General features: G+C 42.1%; 19 protein-coding genes and 4 pseudogenes. 15 read left to right on the top strand and 8 right to left on the bottom strand.

Features of this window, described 5'->3' with window-relative positions:
- Positions 1 to 158: 158 nt before the first annotated feature.
- From JCM19038_RS19225 to JCM19038_RS19215, 3 genes and pseudogenes are all read right to left on the bottom strand, one after another.
- Positions 159 to 919 (bottom strand): annotated as a pseudogene (locus JCM19038_RS19225) (M15 family metallopeptidase).
- A 59-nt stretch (positions 920 to 978) separates the two neighbouring features.
- Positions 979 to 1,392: a disulfide oxidoreductase gene (locus JCM19038_RS19220; protein ID WP_042420971.1), complete on the bottom strand. Its 414-nt coding sequence runs from the start codon at positions 1,390 to 1,392 to the stop codon at positions 979 to 981.
- Positions 1,389 to 2,002: pseudogene (locus tag JCM19038_RS19215) on the bottom strand (thioredoxin domain-containing protein). Before JCM19038_RS19215 ends, JCM19038_RS19220 begins: the two are co-directional and overlap by 4 nt.
- 286 nt (positions 2,003 to 2,288) lie before the next feature.
- Here JCM19038_RS19215 and JCM19038_RS19205 point away from each other — a divergent pair.
- Positions 2,289 to 3,771, top strand: a pseudogene (locus JCM19038_RS19205) (catalase).
- Between the two features lie 60 nt (positions 3,772 to 3,831).
- Here JCM19038_RS19205 and JCM19038_RS19200 read toward each other — a convergent pair.
- Complete coding sequence (locus JCM19038_RS19200) at positions 3,832 to 4,602, bottom strand: hypothetical protein (RefSeq protein WP_042420964.1); 771 nt, start codon at positions 4,600 to 4,602, stop codon at positions 3,832 to 3,834.
- A gap of 121 nt (positions 4,603 to 4,723) precedes the next feature.
- On the opposite strand from JCM19038_RS19200, the gene JCM19038_RS19195 reads away from it, so the two are divergent.
- From JCM19038_RS19195 to JCM19038_RS19130, 14 genes and pseudogenes are all read left to right on the top strand, one after another.
- Positions 4,724 to 5,179 (top strand): acyl-CoA thioesterase, encoded by a 456-nt coding sequence (locus tag JCM19038_RS19195; protein ID WP_042360339.1) that lies wholly within the window; start codon positions 4,724 to 4,726, stop codon positions 5,177 to 5,179.
- A gap of 159 nt (positions 5,180 to 5,338) precedes the next feature.
- Positions 5,339 to 6,559 (top strand): NupC/NupG family nucleoside CNT transporter, encoded by a 1,221-nt coding sequence (locus tag JCM19038_RS19190; RefSeq protein ID WP_238554497.1) that lies wholly within the window; start codon positions 5,339 to 5,341, stop codon positions 6,557 to 6,559.
- Positions 6,560 to 6,720: 161 nt separating this feature from the next.
- Entirely contained in the window at positions 6,721 to 7,461 is a 741-nt protein-coding gene (locus tag JCM19038_RS19185) for a hypothetical protein (RefSeq protein ID WP_042420961.1), read from the top strand.
- Positions 7,458 to 8,150, top strand: coding sequence for a hypothetical protein (locus JCM19038_RS19180; protein WP_042420959.1), 693 nt, complete (start codon positions 7,458 to 7,460; stop codon positions 8,148 to 8,150). Before JCM19038_RS19185 ends, JCM19038_RS19180 begins: the two co-directional genes overlap by 4 nt.
- The gene (locus JCM19038_RS19175; protein ID WP_042420957.1) at positions 8,134 to 8,523 is read left to right on the top strand and encodes a GntR family transcriptional regulator; all 390 of its coding nucleotides are present in this window, start codon (positions 8,134 to 8,136) and stop codon (positions 8,521 to 8,523) included. The genes JCM19038_RS19180 and JCM19038_RS19175 overlap by 17 nt, the downstream gene beginning before the upstream one ends.
- On the top strand, positions 8,516 to 9,376 hold the full coding sequence (locus JCM19038_RS19170; protein WP_042420955.1) for an ATP-binding cassette domain-containing protein: 861 nt from the start codon (positions 8,516 to 8,518) through the stop codon (positions 9,374 to 9,376). The genes JCM19038_RS19175 and JCM19038_RS19170 overlap by 8 nt, the downstream gene beginning before the upstream one ends.
- A 69-nt stretch (positions 9,377 to 9,445) precedes the next feature.
- Positions 9,446 to 10,282, top strand: a pseudogene (locus tag JCM19038_RS19165) (ABC transporter ATP-binding protein); the annotation flags it as partial.
- Entirely contained in the window at positions 10,279 to 10,521 is a 243-nt protein-coding gene (locus tag JCM19038_RS19160; RefSeq protein WP_042420953.1) for a hypothetical protein, read from the top strand. The pseudogene JCM19038_RS19165 and the gene JCM19038_RS19160, both read left to right, overlap by 4 nt.
- A complete protein-coding gene (locus JCM19038_RS19155; protein ID WP_081831918.1) occupies positions 10,467 to 11,510 on the top strand; it encodes an ABC transporter permease in 1,044 nt (347 codons plus the stop codon). Before JCM19038_RS19160 ends, JCM19038_RS19155 begins: the two co-directional genes overlap by 55 nt.
- Positions 11,511 to 11,773: 263 nt before the next feature.
- Complete coding sequence (locus JCM19038_RS19150; protein ID WP_042420951.1) at positions 11,774 to 12,949, top strand: MalY/PatB family protein; 1,176 nt, start codon at positions 11,774 to 11,776, stop codon at positions 12,947 to 12,949.
- Positions 12,950 to 13,107: 158 nt separating this feature from the next.
- Positions 13,108 to 13,326 carry a hypothetical protein gene (locus JCM19038_RS23035; protein WP_042420948.1) on the top strand — a complete coding sequence of 73 codons (219 nt, stop codon included), beginning with the start codon at positions 13,108 to 13,110 and terminating at the stop codon, positions 13,324 to 13,326.
- Positions 13,274 to 13,762: a YwpF family protein gene (locus tag JCM19038_RS19140; RefSeq protein ID WP_193745173.1), complete on the top strand. Its 489-nt coding sequence runs from the start codon at positions 13,274 to 13,276 to the stop codon at positions 13,760 to 13,762. The genes JCM19038_RS23035 and JCM19038_RS19140 overlap by 53 nt, the downstream gene beginning before the upstream one ends.
- A gap of 68 nt (positions 13,763 to 13,830) precedes the next feature.
- Positions 13,831 to 14,292, top strand: a complete 462-nt coding sequence (gene ytkD / locus JCM19038_RS19135; RefSeq protein ID WP_042420945.1) for an RNA deprotection pyrophosphohydrolase — start codon at positions 13,831 to 13,833, stop codon at positions 14,290 to 14,292.
- A gap of 192 nt (positions 14,293 to 14,484) precedes the next feature.
- Positions 14,485 to 15,933 (top strand): DHA2 family efflux MFS transporter permease subunit, encoded by a 1,449-nt coding sequence (locus JCM19038_RS19130; RefSeq protein WP_042420943.1) that lies wholly within the window; start codon positions 14,485 to 14,487, stop codon positions 15,931 to 15,933.
- A gap of 10 nt (positions 15,934 to 15,943) precedes the next feature.
- Here JCM19038_RS19130 and JCM19038_RS19125 read toward each other — a convergent pair whose 3' ends face one another.
- The 4 genes from JCM19038_RS19125 to pckA form a co-directional block, all read right to left on the bottom strand.
- The gene (locus tag JCM19038_RS19125; protein ID WP_042420980.1) at positions 15,944 to 16,708 is read right to left on the bottom strand and encodes an ABC transporter permease; all 765 of its coding nucleotides are present in this window, start codon (positions 16,706 to 16,708) and stop codon (positions 15,944 to 15,946) included.
- A 25-nt stretch (positions 16,709 to 16,733) separates the two neighbouring features.
- Positions 16,734 to 17,507, bottom strand: a complete 774-nt coding sequence (locus tag JCM19038_RS19120) for an ABC transporter ATP-binding protein (RefSeq protein WP_042420942.1) — start codon at positions 17,505 to 17,507, stop codon at positions 16,734 to 16,736.
- Positions 17,508 to 17,582: 75 nt separating this feature from the next.
- Complete coding sequence (locus tag JCM19038_RS19115; RefSeq protein WP_042420940.1) at positions 17,583 to 18,578, bottom strand: ABC transporter substrate-binding protein; 996 nt, start codon at positions 18,576 to 18,578, stop codon at positions 17,583 to 17,585.
- Positions 18,579 to 18,697: 119 nt separating this feature from the next.
- Positions 18,698 to 20,287 (bottom strand): phosphoenolpyruvate carboxykinase (ATP), encoded by a 1,590-nt coding sequence (gene pckA / locus JCM19038_RS19110; RefSeq protein ID WP_042420938.1) that lies wholly within the window; start codon positions 20,285 to 20,287, stop codon positions 18,698 to 18,700.
- Positions 20,288 to 20,340: the final 53 nt, after the last annotated feature.

The following is a 20,340-nucleotide window of genomic DNA, read 5'->3' as shown; positions in this document are numbered from 1 at the left end:
CAGCGCGCAATACAGCAAGCTGAGTTAAAGAGCCTGTTTCCTAGCTTCTCCATTCAGCAGTAAGATTAGAAAAGCTCACAGTTTCATTACCAATCTCTCTCACCTGTCAACGAAAAAACCCCATCCAAGCCTACTTTGGAGGGGGTTAGCTGTCGATTTTAGATTGCGGTTGCTTTTTCGAAAAACTCTTCTAACGTTAAGTCGTGCTCAACCATCATTGTAGCGATTTCTTCGCCTACATAACGAAGGTGCCACGGTTCATAGCTAATGCCTGTTACATCAACTTTATGTTCTTCGTAGCGGATAATATATCCGTGCTTGTGTGCATTTTCTTCTACCCATTGCCCTTCAGGGGTATCACCAAAAGCTTCGCTGAGTAAGAAATTGTTGCTTTCACTAGACACGTCCATGCTAGGCCGGTTTGATGTTCGCTGTTTCCGGGATAAGCAATCGTTTCACTTGCGATGTCTTCTCCGCGTTCTGCTGCGGCGTTTGAGAAGATGGCATCTTGACGATCGTAAGAACGGTATCCTGACACTGCAAAAAGGTGAATATCGTCTTCAACCGCAGCTTCAAATAAGGATTCAAGTGCGATCGCTGCAGGTTCTCGTAAGTAGCGCTTTTCGACATCTTCGTCAAACGAAAACGTAACATCTGGGACGACAAGATCTTCTGGTTCATATCCTTCGGGTAATGCGTACTCATAGTTAACGAGGACGGCTACGTTATCTGGGTTTTGAATGACTTCTTGTCCATCAACCGTCTCTGTTTGTGTGAAATGTTCAGCGTCGATTGACCACGGGTCAGTTTCGGCACTTGCTTCAGGTGTTGGTTCTTCAACTTCATCAATCTCATCGGTCGAATCAGTTGGGGACGGCTCGTCTTGATCTAGATTTCCGCAACTTGCAAGTACGAACAAGGCGGATGTGGTGACGAATGCCTTTAAAAGTTGTTGAGCCAAATGTGCCCCCTACCTTTCTAGTTGTGTTTCGGTTTTGCTAAAAATAATAATACAGTAATTAAAAGAAATGCAACGAGTGCTTGGAACGGAATTGTAATAAATCCAAGTACGTTCATATATTCAGCGTTACAAGGAACTCCCGATTGACAAGGGGTTACACTCCCAAAACCAGGAATCTTTTGTAAAGCATAATGATACGCAGCCATGATCGCTCCAATAATGCTAAACGGCAATGCGTACCATCGGATGTTAAAGTCTGATCGAAACGTTGCGATACCGAGAATAATCGCTAGCGGATACATTGCGATGCGTTGGTACCAACACATGTCACATGGAACAAACTCTAAGCCGATACTATAAAACAGGCTTCCTCCCGTTGCGATGAGTGAGATCACCCAAGCAACATAAAGGAAAATGGAAGATCTAGTCATGACGCATTCTCTAATTGTTCTTCAATAATTTCTGAGATTGCATCGTAATCAAATGGATCGCTAACTTCAACGTCATTTACAAAGATTGTCGGTGTGCCTGTCACATCAAACTCTTCAATCATCTCATGCTCTCGTTCAATCTCGGACATATATTCTTGTTGTTCAATGGATTCACGGAGTTCATCTTGATCAACGCTAGGCGCTGTTTCTTCCGCTACTGCAAGCACTTCATCGATTCCGATTGTTGAACCTTGTACACCAGCGGTTTGCATGAGTTCATGATGGAAATCCCAAAATTCGTCATCGCTCGCATCATTATGAACTTTGTGGCTAGCTAGAGAAGACACTAATGATTCTTCACGGAAACCTAGGTAATTCACATAAGAATAAGAAACGTCACCAGAGTCGAGATAGTCTGCTTGAAGCTCCGGGAAGACTTCACGGTCCAAGTTCCACATGCCGGACATTTGTAGTCTCCAAACTCAATGACAGATACTGTTGCACTTTCATCACCGTATGTCGGTTGCTCATCAACTGGTGGAGCCCCTTCGTGAACATTTGCCGAATTGCTGCCTCCATCACTATTAACTACGAAAAGTAATGCCCCCATGACAACGACGAGTAATGCTGTAATTGCTACGAGAAATTTCATTGGGGCTTTGTTCGTTTTTGTTTGCTTACGATTTTTAGCCAAAACCTCTCACCTCTTAGGAATAAATCTATTAGTTTTCACCATCATAACACTTTCCGTTTCCTCTTATACAAGGAAGGTGTGACATTTTCAAAAAACAATCCTTAAAACGTTTTATAAAAAAAGATAAAGGGTATCTCGTTCTCTATAGCTGACTATGTGGACACCAATCTGGTGCCTGTAATAAACATAGCATGATAGATGCATGGAGGGGATTCGATTGTCAAAACGTTTAACAACAAATCAAGGTGTACCTGTACCTGACAACCAAAACTCAAGAACGGCTGGTAGCCGAGGTCCTACATTACTCGAAGATTATCACTTAGTAGAGAAGCTCGCCCATTTTGACCGCGAAAAAGTACCCGAGCGTGTCGTCCATGCGCGTGGAGCGGGTGCGCACGGCGTGTTTGTTACTAAGAAAAGCCAAAAGCGCTATACGAAAGCCCACTTTCTACAAGAAGAAGGACAAGAAACGCCCGTATTTGCTAGATTTTCAACAGTAATTCACGGGCATCATTCTCCAGAAACATTACGAGATCCACGTGGATTCTCCATTAAATCTATACAGAAGAAGGAAACTACGATTTCGTAGGAAACAATTTGCCGGTATTCTTTATCCGTGATGCGATTAAGTTTCCAGATGTCATTCACTCGCTAAAACCAGATCCTACGACGAACCTTCAGGATCCGAATCGCTATTGGGATTTATGGCGAATAGCCCTGAGACGACGAACATGCAACTACACCTTTTTAATGATGAAGGAATTCCACGTTCGTATCGACACCTTCGTGGATCGAGTGTCCACGCATTTAAATGGATTAATGCTCACGGGAACACGACGTATGTAAAGTATCGTTGGGTCCCAAAAGCAGGCATTGAAGGCTTGTCACCAGATGAAGTGAAAGAGATACAAGGAGAAGAATTCAACCATGCGACTCGTGATTTATACGAGCATATTGAAAATGGTGATTATCCAGAATGGGATTTATTCATTCAACGCCTTGATCCAGCTGACTTGGATTCGTTTTATTTCGATCCATTAGATGCGACGAAAGATTGGCCAGAAAAAGATTTCCCTTATGAGCACGTCGGTACAATGATCTTGAATAAAAACCCTGAGAACGTATTCTCTGAAACTGAGCAAGTTGGGTTTAACCCGGGAGTTCTCGTTCCTGGCATTCAAGCTTCGGAAGATAAGATGTTGCAAGGTCGAATTTTCTCTTACTCAGATACGCAACGTTACCGTATTGGCGCGAACTATTTACAATTGCCAATTAACTGTCCATTTGCTCAAACGAACAATAACACTCAAGATGGTGTCATGGCAAATCCGAAGTTCCAACCAACTAGCTCAGTGAATTATGAGCCGAGTGAAGAAGGACTTCAAGAGTCAGATGAAGAACTAGAATTTGACCAACCGTTGCCTGACAACGCCGTTGCTGGACGTAATAAAACCGAAAAAGCGGATGATTTCCGTCAACCAGGTGAACTATATCGCGATTTTGATGAAGAGAAGCAAAAGCAAATTATTCGTACGTTAACGGATGAGTGGAGTCAAGTGAAGAACGAACAGGTCGTCTTGAAGCTCATTTGCAACATGTATCGAGCAGATGAACAATTAGGAAAGACCTTAGCGGATAACTTAAATGTAGATATCACACCTTATGTCGGGCAAGAGACACGTTAAATTCCAAGGTGCTAATTGATTGAAAGGGCTGCAATGGAGATTGCAGCCCTTTTTATTACGTTATTCTTCTTGTTGTTCAATGGTGACATTACTTGGCACTTCAAATAACGATTCATCAAATTCTGGATCGACCGTATAGTCAACGACGCGTCTACCATCATTTAAGTTCTGTACTTCGTCATCGGATTCATTTTCAGCATTGTATTCATATTGTGATTGAACTTCGAAAAACGTTTCTTGGTCGAACCAATAATGGGTACGGTGTTGATCTTCAGTGACGATAATGTGGTGCGTGTTATAATCTCCGACTTCCTCTTCTCCACCATACGAAAGCTGCGCATGTTCCAGCGCATGCTCATACATTGGAACGGCCAAGTACGTGTCTCTTGCTTGACGATTAGGGTATGTAAATCCTTCGTTTGTATCGCTCGTATATTCAACGATATAACCATCTTGTTCTAAATTCGTAAAAGTTACTTGGACAGTAGCTTCTTCGTCGTCCTCTTGGTTTAGCTGATCAAAATGATGCACTTCATGGCGGAACTGTTGTGGCTCGTCGTCTTCAAGGGCATACATCCATTCATATTCGAATGCTTGTCGCCCGCCATCTTCTACATCGATGATGTGCTCCCGTTCAACATAAAGTCCACTCAGATCATCGTAAAACGAGATTGCCTCATTTAGAATATCAACAGCTTGCTCGTCATGTTCGACGGTTTCTTCAGCTTCTTCACTTTCATCAGGAATTTCTGTATCTTGTTCTTCACCATCTGTGCATGCAACTAGGATTATAAGGAATGATAATAAGGAAGCATATCGGAAATAGGACATGCATAAAACTCCCTTTCTTCTATAATTAATTATAACTAGTATAACATGTTGGAAGTTTTTACTAGAACTAATAAACCTAACCGAGATATACTAGAGGAAAAAGTAAGGATGAATATGAACGATGAGTAAACCAACATCCAGAGCAATGGGACATTCTCATACGCTACAAACCCACCTCGTTAGTCCGCAAGATACGAACCATTTGAACACGATATTTGGTGGTAATATCTTGGCATATATCGACGAAGCCGCTGCAATCTGTGCGATGCGACATTCTAGTGAAATTGTCGTGACAGCTTCTGTTGATAGTGTTGATTTCCATGCGTCTGTTCAAAAAGGTGAGATTGTTAACGTTGAAGCATGGGTCGCATCTACAGGAAGATCTTCAATGCTCATCTATGTCCATGTAAGTGTCGAGAATCCATTAACGCAAGAAGTGAAAACGACAACAACGTCGTTTTTAACGATGGTTGCCATTGATCAATCGGGCAAATCGACACCTGTTCCAGGCGTGTATCCGGAAACGCAAACGGAGAAGGATATCGTAACGCTTGCTGAAGAGCGGACGTCACGTTAAGTGAAATCGAATGACATTTTTTTAACGTATTCGTACAAAATCTGACATAGTTAATTAAGGAATTGTCCATAATATATTGCGGTCGACAACTTTCGATGATACTGTTAATAGTGGTTTGGGAACGAATCGGATGTAATATAACTATGGGGAGGTACTGCAATGGATATTTTAATTAATATTCTTTGGGGGCTTGGGGCAATTATCGTTTTAATGGGCCTCGCATACTTATTATCTCTTGAAAAGAAAGCGATTAATTTCCGCACAGTACTTGGTGCATTAGCGATCCAAATACTCACTGGTGCGATCTTTTTAAGTTGGACAGGAGGTCAAGAGGCACTCCAATGGATTAGTGGAGTTGTCGTCGGGATGCTTGGCGCAGCCAATGAAGGAATTGCCTTCTTGTTTGGTGGTTTAGAGCAGACTGTCGGTGGACATGTCTTCTTTATTAACGTACTTTCTGTCATCATTTTCTTCGCAGCATTCATGGGAATTCTTTGGTACATCGGTGTCATGCCGTTAGTCGTTAACACGTTAGGACTTGTCGTTTCTAAAGTGCTTGGACTTAGTCGAGCAGAGTCCGTGGCTGCAACAGCGAATATCTTCGTTGGAGTTACAGAGTCACCACTATCGATTAAGCCGTATTTAGCGAATATGACTCGTTCAGAGTTGTTTACGGTCATGACGGTCGGTTTAGGTACTGTAGCAGGGTCCGTTTTAGCGGGGCTCGTTTCAATGGGAACAGATCCAGGGTACTTAATTGTAGCAAGCTTTATGGCAGCGCCTGCTGGAATTGTCATGGCAAAGATCGTTATCCCAGAAACTGAGACGCCTGAAACGAATGAGAAAATCAATCTAGAGCGTGATTCAGACGTCACAAACGTTGTCGACGCAGCAGCGAAGGGAACGACAGACGGTTTGAAACTAGCACTTAACATCGGTGCAATGGTTCTTGCATTCGTCTCTCTCGTCGGTCTCGTCAATATTGGTTTAGGATTGTTTAATGACAGTTTAACTTTAGAATTGATTATGGGATATGTATTTGCCCCATTTGCTTTCTTAATTGGTGTACCTTGGGAACAAGCACCACTTATTGGACAAATGATCGGTGAAAAGACAATCCTCAACGAATTTATTGCTTTTGGAACTCTAAATGAAGCCATTGCAAGCGGTGCAATTACAGATCCGCGTATTATTGCAATCGCAACATTTGCATTGTGTGGTTTCGCCAACATTGGAACCGTTGCCATTCTAATTGGTGGTCTTGGAGCACTCGTTCCTAGCCGTCGCGGTGACATTGCGAAGTACGGTCCTCGTGCCCTCTTGGCAGCAATTCTTGCAAACCTAATGAACGGTGCAATTGCCGGTATGATGATCTTTTAATGAACATGTATTGCCCATTCGACGTTTACGTTGAGTGGGCTTTTTTATCGTTTAAAACCGTTGAATTAAAAAAAAGTTTGAAAGTAGTCTTGTGTAATCAACGATAGTGTTATACTGTATATATAGATATAAACACATGAACAGTATAAATGGGGTAGTCGATGATGAAGCAAGTCTGGCAGCTAGCATGGTTTGAGATTAGGCACATTTCAGTTTTAAGTATCATCTTGTTTATAATTATGATTCCAGTAGTAGGTTTCTCCATTTCTTACGTATTACGAGAGGATTTGCCCTTGGCTTTCGATGTAATCTTTTTACTTATGATCGTTTTTTACTCTGCACTCATGACATTAGCGGACCAAAGCTATACAGCTAACGAAAAAACAGGGCTGATTCACGCGTCTTCGTATCGATATAAAAGACGGCTTCCGATTTTAGAACGAAAGCTCTTTTATAGTCGTGTTGTCGCAAATATTGCCCGGGTAATGATTCTAGCAGTGTTGCTTTTCTCGGTGATCATTTGGTTTGCGAATGATCACCTAATTGAGTTTGGAACGCTTCAGCATGTGGCGTTTGTTCTGATTTGGTTTAGTATTGCGTTAAGTTCGATTGTCATCGTCTTGAATGAAAGCTCCGAAAAAAGTTTTTATAAGTATCAAAAGGGCATGTGGATAAAGAGGTACGTTCAGCATTTTGTGTTTCTAATTGTTTATGTACTTGTTCAATTGATCGTTTATTCCTTGATCGGCACGACTGTTTCATCATTGCAAGCAACAGCGACACTTGCTAGTAGCGAACCGCTGTTAGCCATTGGATTTGCTGTACTCTTCAGCACGTTAGTCGTTGTGATTGTTTTAAAGTACGGAGTTTGGAAATTAAGAAAGCGAGGTGTTGACGAATGAAAACAACACTTTTCTTGACGAAGTCAAGTGTTACGTCGATTTTACCTTGGGGTTGGGTCACGGCAATAATATGGTATTTCTCTTACGGCGTAACCTTTTCAATTCTTTCTGAGGGCAATGCGGAGTCTACTTCACTGCTCGCGTATGCTTTGGAGCTTTTATTCATCATTGCTCCACTCGTCGTGTTTCCTTCATTTACGGTCGGAATGGGGATTACGAGGAAAATGTACATGAGACGACTTCCGGTAAGCGAAAAGCAAATCCTCATCTCGAATATTCTGATTACGTTACTTTTTATGTGGGCAGCACCTTTTATTGGTACGGTCATTCATGTTTTTAAAGAGATTCATTTAATGGATTACTTTCTACCACTTATTCTAACGTGGTTAGCATTAAGTTCAGTAGCGACAATTACAGCAGTATTTCCGCTTTTTGGTCCTCGTTTGCTTGGAGTCGGCTACCTTTATTACTTGTTGCTGATCGCTTTGCTATATGTTGGATTTGGTTCCTTTACGTTTATACAACAAGGTTCTTACTTTTACTTCTTTATCACTGAAGCGGTTGCGACGAATCCACTACTTACGATGTTTGCTAGTCTTTTATTCGGGTCGATTGTCATCGCATTGGTTTTGGTAGTCGGATTTAGAAAGATTCACAAAAAGGAGGGAGCAGATGTCGTTACCGATTGAAATTAATGAAGAACGTCAAGAACCGATCTATCATCAGATTGAAGAGCAGATTATGACGTTAATTGTGTCGGAGCATCTGCTGGCAGAGACTGCTCTGCCGTCCATTCGTGCACTTGCAGCTCAACTGGGCTGTAGTGTGATCACGACGAGACGGGCGTATCAGAATTTAGAACAACGAGGCTACATCAAAACTGTACGAGGGAAGGGAACGTTTGTACAGCAAATTGATACGAAAGAAAAATCCACGCAAAAGTATAAAACGGTACACGATGCTACAAAGCGTGCCATCCACATTGCGAAGCAACATGAGTATTCAGAGTCTGAAGTAAAAGAGCTGTTCTTAACGATCATTAAGGAGGAGTACGATGCTTAAAGTAAGAGGCTTAACGAGACGAATGGGAGAAAATCAGTTAGAAACGATCAATGTAGACATTGAGCGTGGTACCGTACATGCGATCATCGGAAACAACGGTGCCGGAAAGACGACGTTGTTTGAAGCAATGTCAGGTGATTACCCAGGTAAAGGGTCTGTGACGATCAATGGTCATCCGGTTTCGTCAGTAAAGGGAAAAGAGCAGTTCTCGTATATCCCGCAAACGGTGACAGAGTTAGATGGGTTCTCACTAAGAATTCTTCATAAGTTACACAAGACACATGACTCTATGTGGCGCGAAGATCGATTTCAAACGCTTATAAAGCAATTCAACCTTCCGATGAACAAACAACTGCAAATCATGTCAATCGGTATGAAACAAAAATCAATTCTTGCATTGCAGTTATCGAGAGATACTCCGTTGCTCATGTTAGATGAACCGTACACAGGTCTTGATATGGAAGGACAACAGATTCTTGACCGATTACTACTGCAACATATGGATGCAAGTGAGGAGCATGCCATTGTGATTGCCACACATATTGCAGATGAGGTTCAACGTCTTGCAGATTATATTTCTATTTTACATGACGGAACGTTAAGTGAACGTGTGGAAAAAGATGAGTTGCAACGGCGTTGGCAACGCATTTGGATTGAAGAACGTGTGGAAGGCATTAATCAAGCACCAGGCGTTGTATCTGTTAGTAGCACACGCACACAAGAAATTATCACTGAAGATGCAGAAAAAACAAAAGCGTGGCTCTCAGAACGAGGTGTTATGATTATTAAAAGTCAAAGCCTAAAGTTACATGAATCAATTCCGCACATATTAAAAACTGGGGTGAGCGCATGAATGAAGTCGTTGTAGACATCAAAAACGTCAAAAAAAAGTTTTCGCACAAAAAAGGCAGTAAATGATTTATCGCTATCTGTCAGCCGAGGCAAAATCACAGGTATTCTTGGTCCAAACGGAGCAGGAAAGTCGACGATGATTCGAATGTTAATGGGAATAATGATTCCTGATTCTGGTGAAGTGATCTATCATCTTGATAGTCATGAAAAAATTCCACGCTCGCGTATCGGTTTTTTACCTGAAGAGCGTGGGTTGTATAAGAATGAAAAAGTAATGGACGTTATTCTTTATTTGGCTGATCTCAAAGATTATGACAAAGAGAAAGCCAAACAACGGGCGCTTGATTTACTCGTTCGCTTTGGTTTAGAAGGTCATGAAAAGTCAAAGATTGAAGAGCTTTCTAAAGGAATGGCTCAAAAGGTTCAGTTCATCGGTGCAATCATTCATGAGCCTGAGTTTTTGATTTTAGATGAGCCATTTTCAGGGTTAGACCCGGTAAGCCAAGACGTATTCAAAGAGGAAATTCAAGCATTAGCTGACAACGGTACAGCAATTCTGTTATCAGCACATCAAATGAACATCGTTGAACGATTGTGTGATGAGATTTTCCTGATCCATAAAGGTGAGAAAGTTGTCTACGATACAGTCAACCACATCAAAGAGCAATTCTCGAATTATAAATGCGTCCTAGTGAACACAGATACTACGTATCCATTCAACGAAGATGAGCGGGTGGAGAGAGTCGAAATAGAAGGAAACCAGACGACAATTCATTTTCATCAAGACGTTCATCCGTTATCGTACATTCGTAGCTTTCCAGATGATTTACACTGGGACGAACTTCATATCGATCGAAAATCATTGCACGACATTTTCGTCTCCATTGCGAAAGGAGAAGATTCATGAGAAACAAAAAACTAAAAGTCGCCAAATGGGAAATCAAGCGAAACTTGCAAAACAAAACATTTATTATCTCGACATTCGTGACACCAGCAATCTTTCTATTTTTCCTTTTTATAGGGTCACTTGTAGGTGGGAATGACGAACCAGATATGACTGAGATGGGTGAGGCTCATCAGCCGATCATGAAATTCCAGTCTACGTTGCAGGGGATGAAGAAGCTGTTGAGTCATTTCAGAGTATAGCGTCAGCTGAGGCTGAGGTTGCTCACTATGAATTATTTGACGGTTCTGTCTCAGAACTTGAAGAACGCGCGGCAGTAGAAGCGATTGCATACGTACATATTGAGGACCCGACGAATGCAACCCTTGTCGTTTCAGAAGAATACACAAGTCCTACGATGGTGATTCGAACTGAAGTTGAACAGTTATTACAAAGCACTCAACTTGAACAAGTGGGAGTCGAGCAAGCAGAACGTGAACTCGTTCTATCTACCTCAGTTCCTGTTCAAACGATCAGTAGCAGTGGTGATGGGAATGAATGGTTAGAAGATATCATTCCTGCAGCGTTTGCTGGGATCGTTTTATTAAGCATTATCATGACCGGTATGATGACATTAAACAGCTCAATGCAAGAGAAGAAAGACAAAATGGCGGAAACATTACTTTCCTCAGTCAGTGCTAATCAATTAATGCAAGGAAAGATTTTAGGGTACTTTGTCGTTGGGATGGCACAAGTCGCCGTCTGGTTATTGCTTGTCATTCCGTTCGCTGAAATCTTTAGCGACTTTACGATCATTGAACACTTGTTTACGCCAATCACGTTGTTGTATCTGCTTTATGCCATCCTCGGTTATCTGCTGTTTGCATCTATGTATGTCGCACTAGGAGCTACGATGGAAGACGCAAGTACAGCGAGCAACTTAACAGGGATGATGATGATGTTGCCATTTTTACCATTTGCACTCGTGTGGGTGTTCATATCTGATCCAAATGGCATTGTCTCAATCGTTGCAAGTTACTTCCCGTTCAGTGCTTCTGCTGCGATGATCGTTCGAATTGTCATGCTTGATGAACTGCCAGTCTTAGAAATTGTCATTTCATTACTCGTGTTAGTCGTCTTCGTATGGTTCATGATGAACGCCGCGGGTAAGGTTTACCGTACGGCAATGCTCATGTCAGGGAAGAATGTGACACCTGGTGAGATCATCCGTATGATTCGTCATAAAGATTAAATGATGAGAAAACGAGGAGTAACTTCCTCGTTTTTTCTATTGTAAAAGGATTAAGCATGGAGCCCAAACCCCTATCTTAAACTCTTTAATGATGGGGGTTTGGACCCTATTTTAAGAGAGAATCAATGAAAACCCCACATTGATGTGAGCTATCCCCCACTGAATTTTCTATATGGTCGGTTGGCGACTATAATTCTCGTCTTTGCTCAATCATTAAAGGTACAGTACAATGTAGGAAAGTAGGACAAGGAGCTGACAATGCGTTGAACTTTGATGAGATTATTGATCGTAAACAAACGAATTCGATGAAATGGGACGCGCTCAAAGAGCGATATAAATCCGACGACGTATGGCCAATGTGGGTCGCTGATATGGACTTTAAAGTTCCAGAAGTCGTCCAAAAGGCTTTACACAATGTAACGGAACACGGCGTGTTTGGTTATCATTTTCCTCCAGCTTCTTTACGAGAAGCGATTGTTGAATGGATGGACAAACGATTTGCATGGACCATTAATCAAGAAGACATTACATTTACGCCAGGTGTTGTGCCTGCGATTCATCAGCTCATAAGTGTTCTGACAGAAGAAGGTGACGGAATTATCGTTCAGCCACCTGTCTATTATCCGTTTTTTGCGCTCGTCAATACGAACCGTCGCACTTTACTTGAGAATGAACTAGTTGAGCGTAATGGTACGTATGAGATTGACTTTGATGATCTTGAAGAGAAGATGAAGTCAGGCGCGAAGATGCTCATTCTTTGTAACCCTCATAACCCAGGTGGAAGAATGTGGAACAAAGAAGAATTAACGAAAATTGCTGTTCTCGCGAAACAATATGACGTGACTATTGTTTCAGATGAAATTCATAGTGATATTACGTTCCGAGGGAACCATGTACCGTTTGCTTCATTAGAAGCAGCTAAAGGTCTTCAAGTCGCAACGTGTATGGCACCGAGCAAAACGTTTAATTTAGCAGCATTGCAATTGTCCTATGTCATCTCCAATCAACGTGAACTTCAACAGAAGCTAGAACTTAGTATGCGCCAGAACTTCACTGGAATTGGTAATCCTTACTCTTCAGCAGCGGCTGAGGCGGCTTACCGTGAAGGAGAGCAGTGGCTTACGAATATGTTAGCGTACGTTCGTGACAATATTGATTACGCAGAAAAGCGACTGAAAGAAGAAATGCCAAAGATTGACTTTGTTGATCCAGATGCAACGTATTTACTATGGATGGACTTTAGACAATTAGAAATGGATGACCAAGCGTTACAGCAATGGTTGAGAGAAGAAGCGAGACTTGCATTGAACGATGGGCATACGTTTGGAAAACCGGGTTCTGGATTCGCACGAATGAACCTTGCTTGCCCGAGAAGCCATGTTGAAGAAGGATTAAATCGCTTGAAACAAGCGTATGACCGTTTACAACAACCTCAGTAATACTACAAAAGGTTATAAAAAAAAGGAAATCTAGCATATTTATCGAAATAGCTCAATAGACTATAGAGGAAGAACGAATTGATTTGTTATAACGAGAACATGTGAATATGAGGATAAATGGGACTTGCATAGAATTCGGTAAAAGGGGACGATTCTACATGAATGCTCAAAAGTTTGTTCCAACACTGTCCGAAGAGTTTGAAGTCGAATTAAAGCGAGCACTCACTGGAGAAGAAGTACAATTTTTGCAATGGCTTGAACAAAAACGAACAATAAAAGAACCGGCTCATCATGATGACCAATTCAGTAACGGAAGTGATAAATGTGAAGACATTTCGTCTCAAAGGTTTACGACTATTATTAGAAAAAGACGTTGAACCTGAGGAAGAACGGATTAACATGAGAGAAGGACTTGTCATTAACCGCGAAGAGGAAGGTTGGTGGCTCGTTGAAGCTGTTGTAGATGAGACGGCAAAAACGTTGTTTGAAGACTTATTGAACAATGAAACAGACGTCATGATGGAAGTTATCATTTCACATGAAAATAATGACCCTGCAACGATGGTTGGTCGTGTTCGCTCCACTCGCCCGTTAGAAAATGGGTTTGCCATTTTAATTGATAGTAAGATGGCGATGAAGAAAGAAGATGTGTTTAACTACATTTTAGATTCACTCATCGCTGATGGTTATACAGGAGATCAGTTAATCGAAGAATTTCGCAATCGAAAAGCGGATAACGCGAGTTGGTCACAACAAATGGCGCGCTCGTTATATGAACAGTACCGAGAAAAAGGTTCGCCACTTAGCCGTTAACAGAGTAGGTCGAAGTCATTATGACTCGACCTATTTCTCATTAAATATTAAGAAAAGGGACAATCAACATGTATGACTTCCAAGATTACTATGATAACGCTGTGAAGCTATCTTTTGAGCGGGAGCCTTTCTCAATTGAACCAAAACATGTTTGGGTGATTTGTAAGTTCAAAGATCAATGGCTCTTAACGAAGCATTCAGACCGAGGACTAGAGTTTCCAGGTGGAAAAGTCGAAGACGGTGAACTGCCTGAAATGGCTGCTGTACGTGAAGTATGGGAAGAGACAGGGGCTCGTATTCACAACTTGGAATATGTTGGGCAATATGAAGTAAAGGGAAAAACAGAAACTGTCATTAAGAACATTTATTTCGCAGAAGTTGCGACAATCGAGAAAAAAGCCACCTATTTAGAAACTGATGGTCCAGTCTTAAAGCAGCAACTCCCCGATACGATCCGAACCGACCGTTCGTATAGTTTTATCATGAAAGATGATGTACTCCGATATTGCTTACGCAGATTAGACCAGTAAACGTAAAGATGTTTGCTGGTTTTCTTCTTTTCAAATTCCGATTATGTATATGGATAGACATGTAAAAGCACCTAATCTTCAACAAAAGTGACGCAGTAAAAAGCAAATAATTCGATTGCCGAAATAGTAAAAGAGGCGTATAATTTTCAATTAGTCTTACATCATTTCGGATTTTCAGCGAGGAGCCTTACTATGGAGAAGACGGAACCTTATAGTCGTGTTCTCATTGCATCGTTGTTAATTGCGGGTTCTTTTATTGCGGTGCTTAACCAAACGTTGATGATTACAGCCATTCCTCCAATTATGAACGAAATGGATATTACAGCGAATACCGCACAGTGGTTAACGACGATTTTTATGTTAGTAAACGGAATTATGATTCCAATTACTGCTTTTTTAATTGAGAAGTTTACGACAAGGCAATTATTTTTGACAGCGATGATTGTATTTATGTTCGGTACACTTGTAGGGGGACTAGCGACGAGTTTTCCTTCGTTAATGACTGCAAGGGTGATCCAATCCATCGGTGCAGGGGTTATGCTGCCGCTCATGCAGACGGTTTTTTTACTTATTTTCCCTATTGAAAAAAGGGGAGCAGCAATGGGGTATATCGGCCTTGTGATTTCCTTTGCCCCGGCAATTGGTCCAACAGTTTCAGGTTGGGTAACTTCGAATTATGAATGGCGCTTTTTATTCTGGGGTGTGTTGCCACTGACGATCATCATGCTCGTGATGGCCTATTTTACGATGCGTAATGTGACGGAGAAAAAAGATAGAAAAGTTGACCCCATTTCAATCCTGTTATCAACAGTCGGGTTCGGTGGGCTGTTATACGGTTTCACGAGTGCAGGTAATAACGGTTGGGGTAGCCCAATTACGATCGTAGTGTTACTCGTTGGGATTATCACGTTGCTTTTCTTCGTGTTGCGCCAACTACGAATGGAACATCCGATGCTAGAACTGCGCGTACTCAAACTACGTATTTTTACGATTACCTCCATCATCTGTGCAATTGGGTTTTTAGGGCTAATTGGATTAGAGACGATTATTCCACTGTATTTACAAAATATGCGTGGATTTACAGCGATGGAAGCAGGTCTTGTCATCTTACCAGGGGCACTTATTTCAGGTTTTCTAGCGCCGATTACAGGTCGGATTTTCGACAGGATTGGTGCAAGGGCACTTGCGATCCCAGGACTAATACTTATGTCTATATCGACCGCAATGTTAATGTTTATTGATACGACAACCTCTCTCACGTTCATTGCGACGATGTTTGCGATTCGGATGTTTGGATTTTCGATGGTGATGATGCCAGTCAATACAGCGGGCCTAAACCAATTACCACCTAAGCTAATCCCACACGGGGCAGCAGTAACGAATACGATTCGACAGATGACAGCGTCGATTGGTACGGCGTTAATCGTAACGATGATGACAACAACGGCGGCTGTAACTGAGGAACAGCCGATGGTTAATACCATACCACCAGATATTCTCGGTGCGATTGTTGCCATTGGTTTCGTTACACTTCTCACGGTTATTTCATTTTTGCTCGTTTTCCAAGTCAAACATACGTATCCGATGACGAACGAACAATGGGATGAATTAGAACGAAAGAAAAAGGTCGGCACTTTCTAAGTGCGACCTTTTATTGTTTTCGTTGTTTTGTCATCTGTTTTTCGAGAAGTGCGACCCCTTGATACATTAATGTGGCAAGTATGGCGACAACGACTAAGCTTAACATGACCATATTAAAGTTAAAGACTTGGAATCCGTAAATAATCATATAACCAAGACCTTGATTGGAAACGAGATATTCCCCAACGATCACACCGACCCAAGCAAGACCAACGTTAACTTTTAATGCCGAGAGAATGGCAGGGTAGGATGCTGGGAAAATCACGTAGCGAAAACGTTGCGTTTTTGATGCACCAAACGTATCAACCACTTTGACTAAGTTTGCATCGGTTTCCTTAAATGCACTGTAGATGACAAGGGTTGTAACGATAATTGAAATAAGAACACCCATAGCGATGACTGAGCTCATGTTAGGACCAAAGCTTACGATGAGGATCGGACCAAGAGCAACCTTAGGCATGGCATTTAAGATAACAAGGTAAGGGTCTAACACGCGAGAGAGAAAGGGTGACCACCAAAGCATCGCAGCGATTAACACACCGCCAATCGTACCGATGAGGAATCCCATAATCGTTTCGAACAATGTGACTCCCGTATGGGTGAGAAGTGCTCCGCTTTGCATCATAGAAACAAAAACAGAATACACACTCGAAGGTGAACTAAATAATAGTGGATCAATCCAATACATCCGACTCGCAATTTCCCAAAGTGCAAAAAACGCAATCAAAATGGCAAGTTGCGTAAGCCGAATTTGCCAACGCTCTCGTTTTTTCATTCGTAAGTGCTTTGTGAACTGTGAATTAACTTGTTGATTCAAGGGACTCTAACTCCTTCCAGATCCTCTGAAACCATGTTTGATACGTCGGATGATTTCTCGCTTGTAGAGGTTTTAACTCACGTAATTCATCTGGAATTGTAAAAATTTCTTGTACGAAGGAAGGTCGATGTCCGAGCAAGACGACCCGATCGCTCATGGCAATGGCTTCTCCTATATCATGGGTAACGAGTACGGTCGTTTTCTTTTGAGCTTTTAACGTATCGTGAATGAGGTCTTCTAATTTCAGTTTTGTTTGAAAGTCGAGAGCGGAAAAGGGTTCATCTAATAGCAGAAGAGAAGGTTTCGTAGCTAATGTTCGAACGAGTGCGACTCGTTGGCGCATCCCTCCTGACAGTTCATGAGGCATGTCATCGACCCGATCTAAAAGCCCCATTTGCTCTAACAAGTCAAGGGCATACTCTTTGTTTTCAACTGTCTTCATTTTTGTTACATCAAGACCAATCGTCATGTTTTTTCCGATGGTAAGCCACGGAAACAAATAATCTTGCTGCAACATGTAGCCGATCTCAGCGGAAGGTTCTGTCACACTTGAACCGCTTAATTCAATCTGGCCACTTGATGGTGAGGTTAAGCCAGCGATCATTGAAAGAACGGTCGTCTTGCCACAACCACTTGGCCCAATGATCGATACAAATTCACCTTTTTCTACTTGAAAGCTAATCTCGCGGATTGCCTCAACGACATGTTCTTGTGTGAAAAAGTGTTTTTTTACGTGACGTAGATTTAGCAGTGCCATTCGGTACCTCCTTTGTTTTTATCGGTACTCATCGTAAAGGGCTTCTGAGAACGCTCAGAAGCCCCCGTTTTATCATTAACGTTGAAGCGCTTGATCTGTAATGGTTGTATTTACGAGGTCTTCGTAATCAAAATGTGCAGGTAATTCGCCTGAAGCTTCCATAATATCTTGCAAGTGATCCCAGCCATCTTCATCAATATACGGATCGATTGCGTAGGAATCTTGGTCGCGGTAGCGATCGACGACTTGCGCAATTAAATCGTCAGGTGTTTCTTCAAAGTAAGGTTCGATGGAAGAGGCAATGACTTGACTATCTTCCTCTTGGACAAATTGTTGTGCTTTGTATAGTGCACGATTAAACTTTACGAGCGCATCCTCGTTATTCTCAACGGTACTCTCTTTCGTAATAAACCCTGTATATGGTAAGATGCCGGACTCTTCACCAAATGAAGCGACAACATGACCGACGCCTTCGCGTTCAAATTCACTTGCAGTAGGCTCAAATAATTGAACAAAGTCGCCCGTACCAGCTGCAAATGCTGCAGCGATGTTTGCATAGTCGACACTTTGGTCCAACACGACATCTTCCTCTACATCAATGCCGTTTGAGGCAAGCGCAAATTCCCCAGCCATTTGCGGCATTCCCCCGGCACGTTGACCTAAATATGTCGTCCCTTTTAAATCATCCCAACTAAAGTCGTCAATCGGTTCACGTGAGACTAGAAACGTCCCGTCAGTTTGAGTTAAGGCTGCAAAGTTTACGACTGAATCCATCGGATTTTGTGCATGCACGTAAATCGACGTTTCAGCACCTACGAGGGCAATATCCGCACTGTCTGCTAGGAGTGCAGTCATCGTTTTATCTCCACCCCAAGTCGTCGTAATGTCGACGTCTAGCCCTTCCTCTTCAAAAAATCCTTCTTCCACCGCAACGTAAAGTGGTGCATAAAAAATCGAACGTGTAACTTCTGCTACTTCTAACGTTTCTACTGATTGATCATTCCCACAAGCTGAAAGTACTAATGAACCACTAAGTACAGACAGCAAAGCGAATTTCCCCGCACGTTTCATGTACATTCGTCCCCTCTACTTCCATAGATGCAATATCTTATGCGATCGCCTGTATAGAGGTGTGTAAAACAAAAAAAGAACTCCCAATGAATTATTGGAAGTTCTTATACATGTGTAATTTATTTAAAGGTAGGTCCAGCGTTTCGAATTTCATCTGAAACGTGAGAGAAACGCTCAAAGTTCTCTTTGAACTTCTTCGCAAGCTGTGAAGCTTTCTCGTCGTAGGCTTTAGGATCGTCCCAAGTTGATTTCGGTTGAAGCACTTCGTCAGGAACACCTGGCACACGCTTTGGAATATGAAGACCAAAGATCGGGTCTTGATTCGTTTGAACGTTCGTCAATTCACCTTCAAGTGCCGCTTGCACCATTGCACGCGTGTAATTCAATGGAATACGATCACTTGAACCGTAACCACCTGCATTCCAGCCCGTATTGACGAGGAATACATTCACTTCATGCTGGTCAATCTTCTCACCGAGCATCTCTGCATAAACCGATGCATGTCTTGGTAGGAACGGTGCACCAAAGCAGCTTGAGAACGTTGCTTCAGGTTCTGTAACACCACGCTCAGTTCCTGCTAGCTTGCTCGTATATCCACTTAAGAAGTGGTACATTGCTTGTTCTTTTGTTAGACGGCTGATTGGTGGCAATACACCAAATGCATCAGCAGTTAAGAAAATAATTGTATTCGGATGACCGGCAACACCTTGAGGGAGTACATTTTGGATGTGCTCAAGTGGATAAGCTGCACGTGTGTTCTCCGTGTAGTAACCATCATCATAATCTGGTTTACGACTCTCTTCATCAACAACGACATTCTCGAGCACTGCGCCAAAGCGAATGGCATCGTAAATGTCTGGTTCTTTTTCTTTAGAAAGGTTAATGGTTTTAGCGTAGCAACCACCTTCAATGTTAAATACACCGTTATCTGACCAACCGTGCTCATCGTCACCGATTAGAAAACGCGTACGATCTGCAGAAAGTGTTGTTTTCCCTGTTCCAGAAAGACCGAAGAAAAGTGCAACATCGCCTTCTTTGCCTGTGTTAGCAGAACAGTGCATCGGTAAAACGTTTTGAGCAGGTAACAAGTAGTTCATAATAGAGAAGATGGACTTCTTCATTTCGCCGGCATACTCAGTACCACCAATTAATACGATTCGCTCTTCAAACGAAATATGAACAAATGCTTCAGAACGTGTGCCGTCCACTTCAGGATCCGCTTTAAATCCTGGTGCTGAGACAATTGTAAATCCGTTCTCTTCTTCAGCAGGGCGTTCATTCTCTTCAGGACGAATGAATAATTGACGTGCAAAAAGGTTGTGCCAAGCAAATTCATTTACTACGCGAAGAGAAAGACGATAGTCGGTGTCTTTGCCTGCGTATCCATTAGTAACAAAAAGTGCATCCTGTTGACCTAAATAGTGAAGCACTTTACGATATAGTTTAGAGAATACATCTTTATCAACCGCAGCGTTTACGACACCCCAATCAATGGAATCGTGTACAGACGGTTCATCAACGATGAATTTATCTTTAGGTGATCGACCTGTGTACAAACCTGTAGTGGCTGCAAATGCGCCAGATTTTGTTAGTACACCTTCGCCTCGTGAGAGTGCTCTTTCCACTAATCTCGATTCAGGAAGATCAGTTTCAATGTGATCTCCATTCAGTAAGTGTTGCAGTGCAGACTCAAAAGATACGGTACTCATAGTAGCAAAACTCCTTCTCACAATAATCACGGAACGAAAGTGTTGAATTGATT

The organism is Geomicrobium sp. JCM 19038, from assembly GCF_000698125.1.
Classification (GTDB): Bacteria; Bacillota; Bacilli; order Bacillales; family Marinococcaceae; genus Geomicrobium_A.
This window is presented reverse-complemented; position numbering and strand designations above follow the sequence as displayed.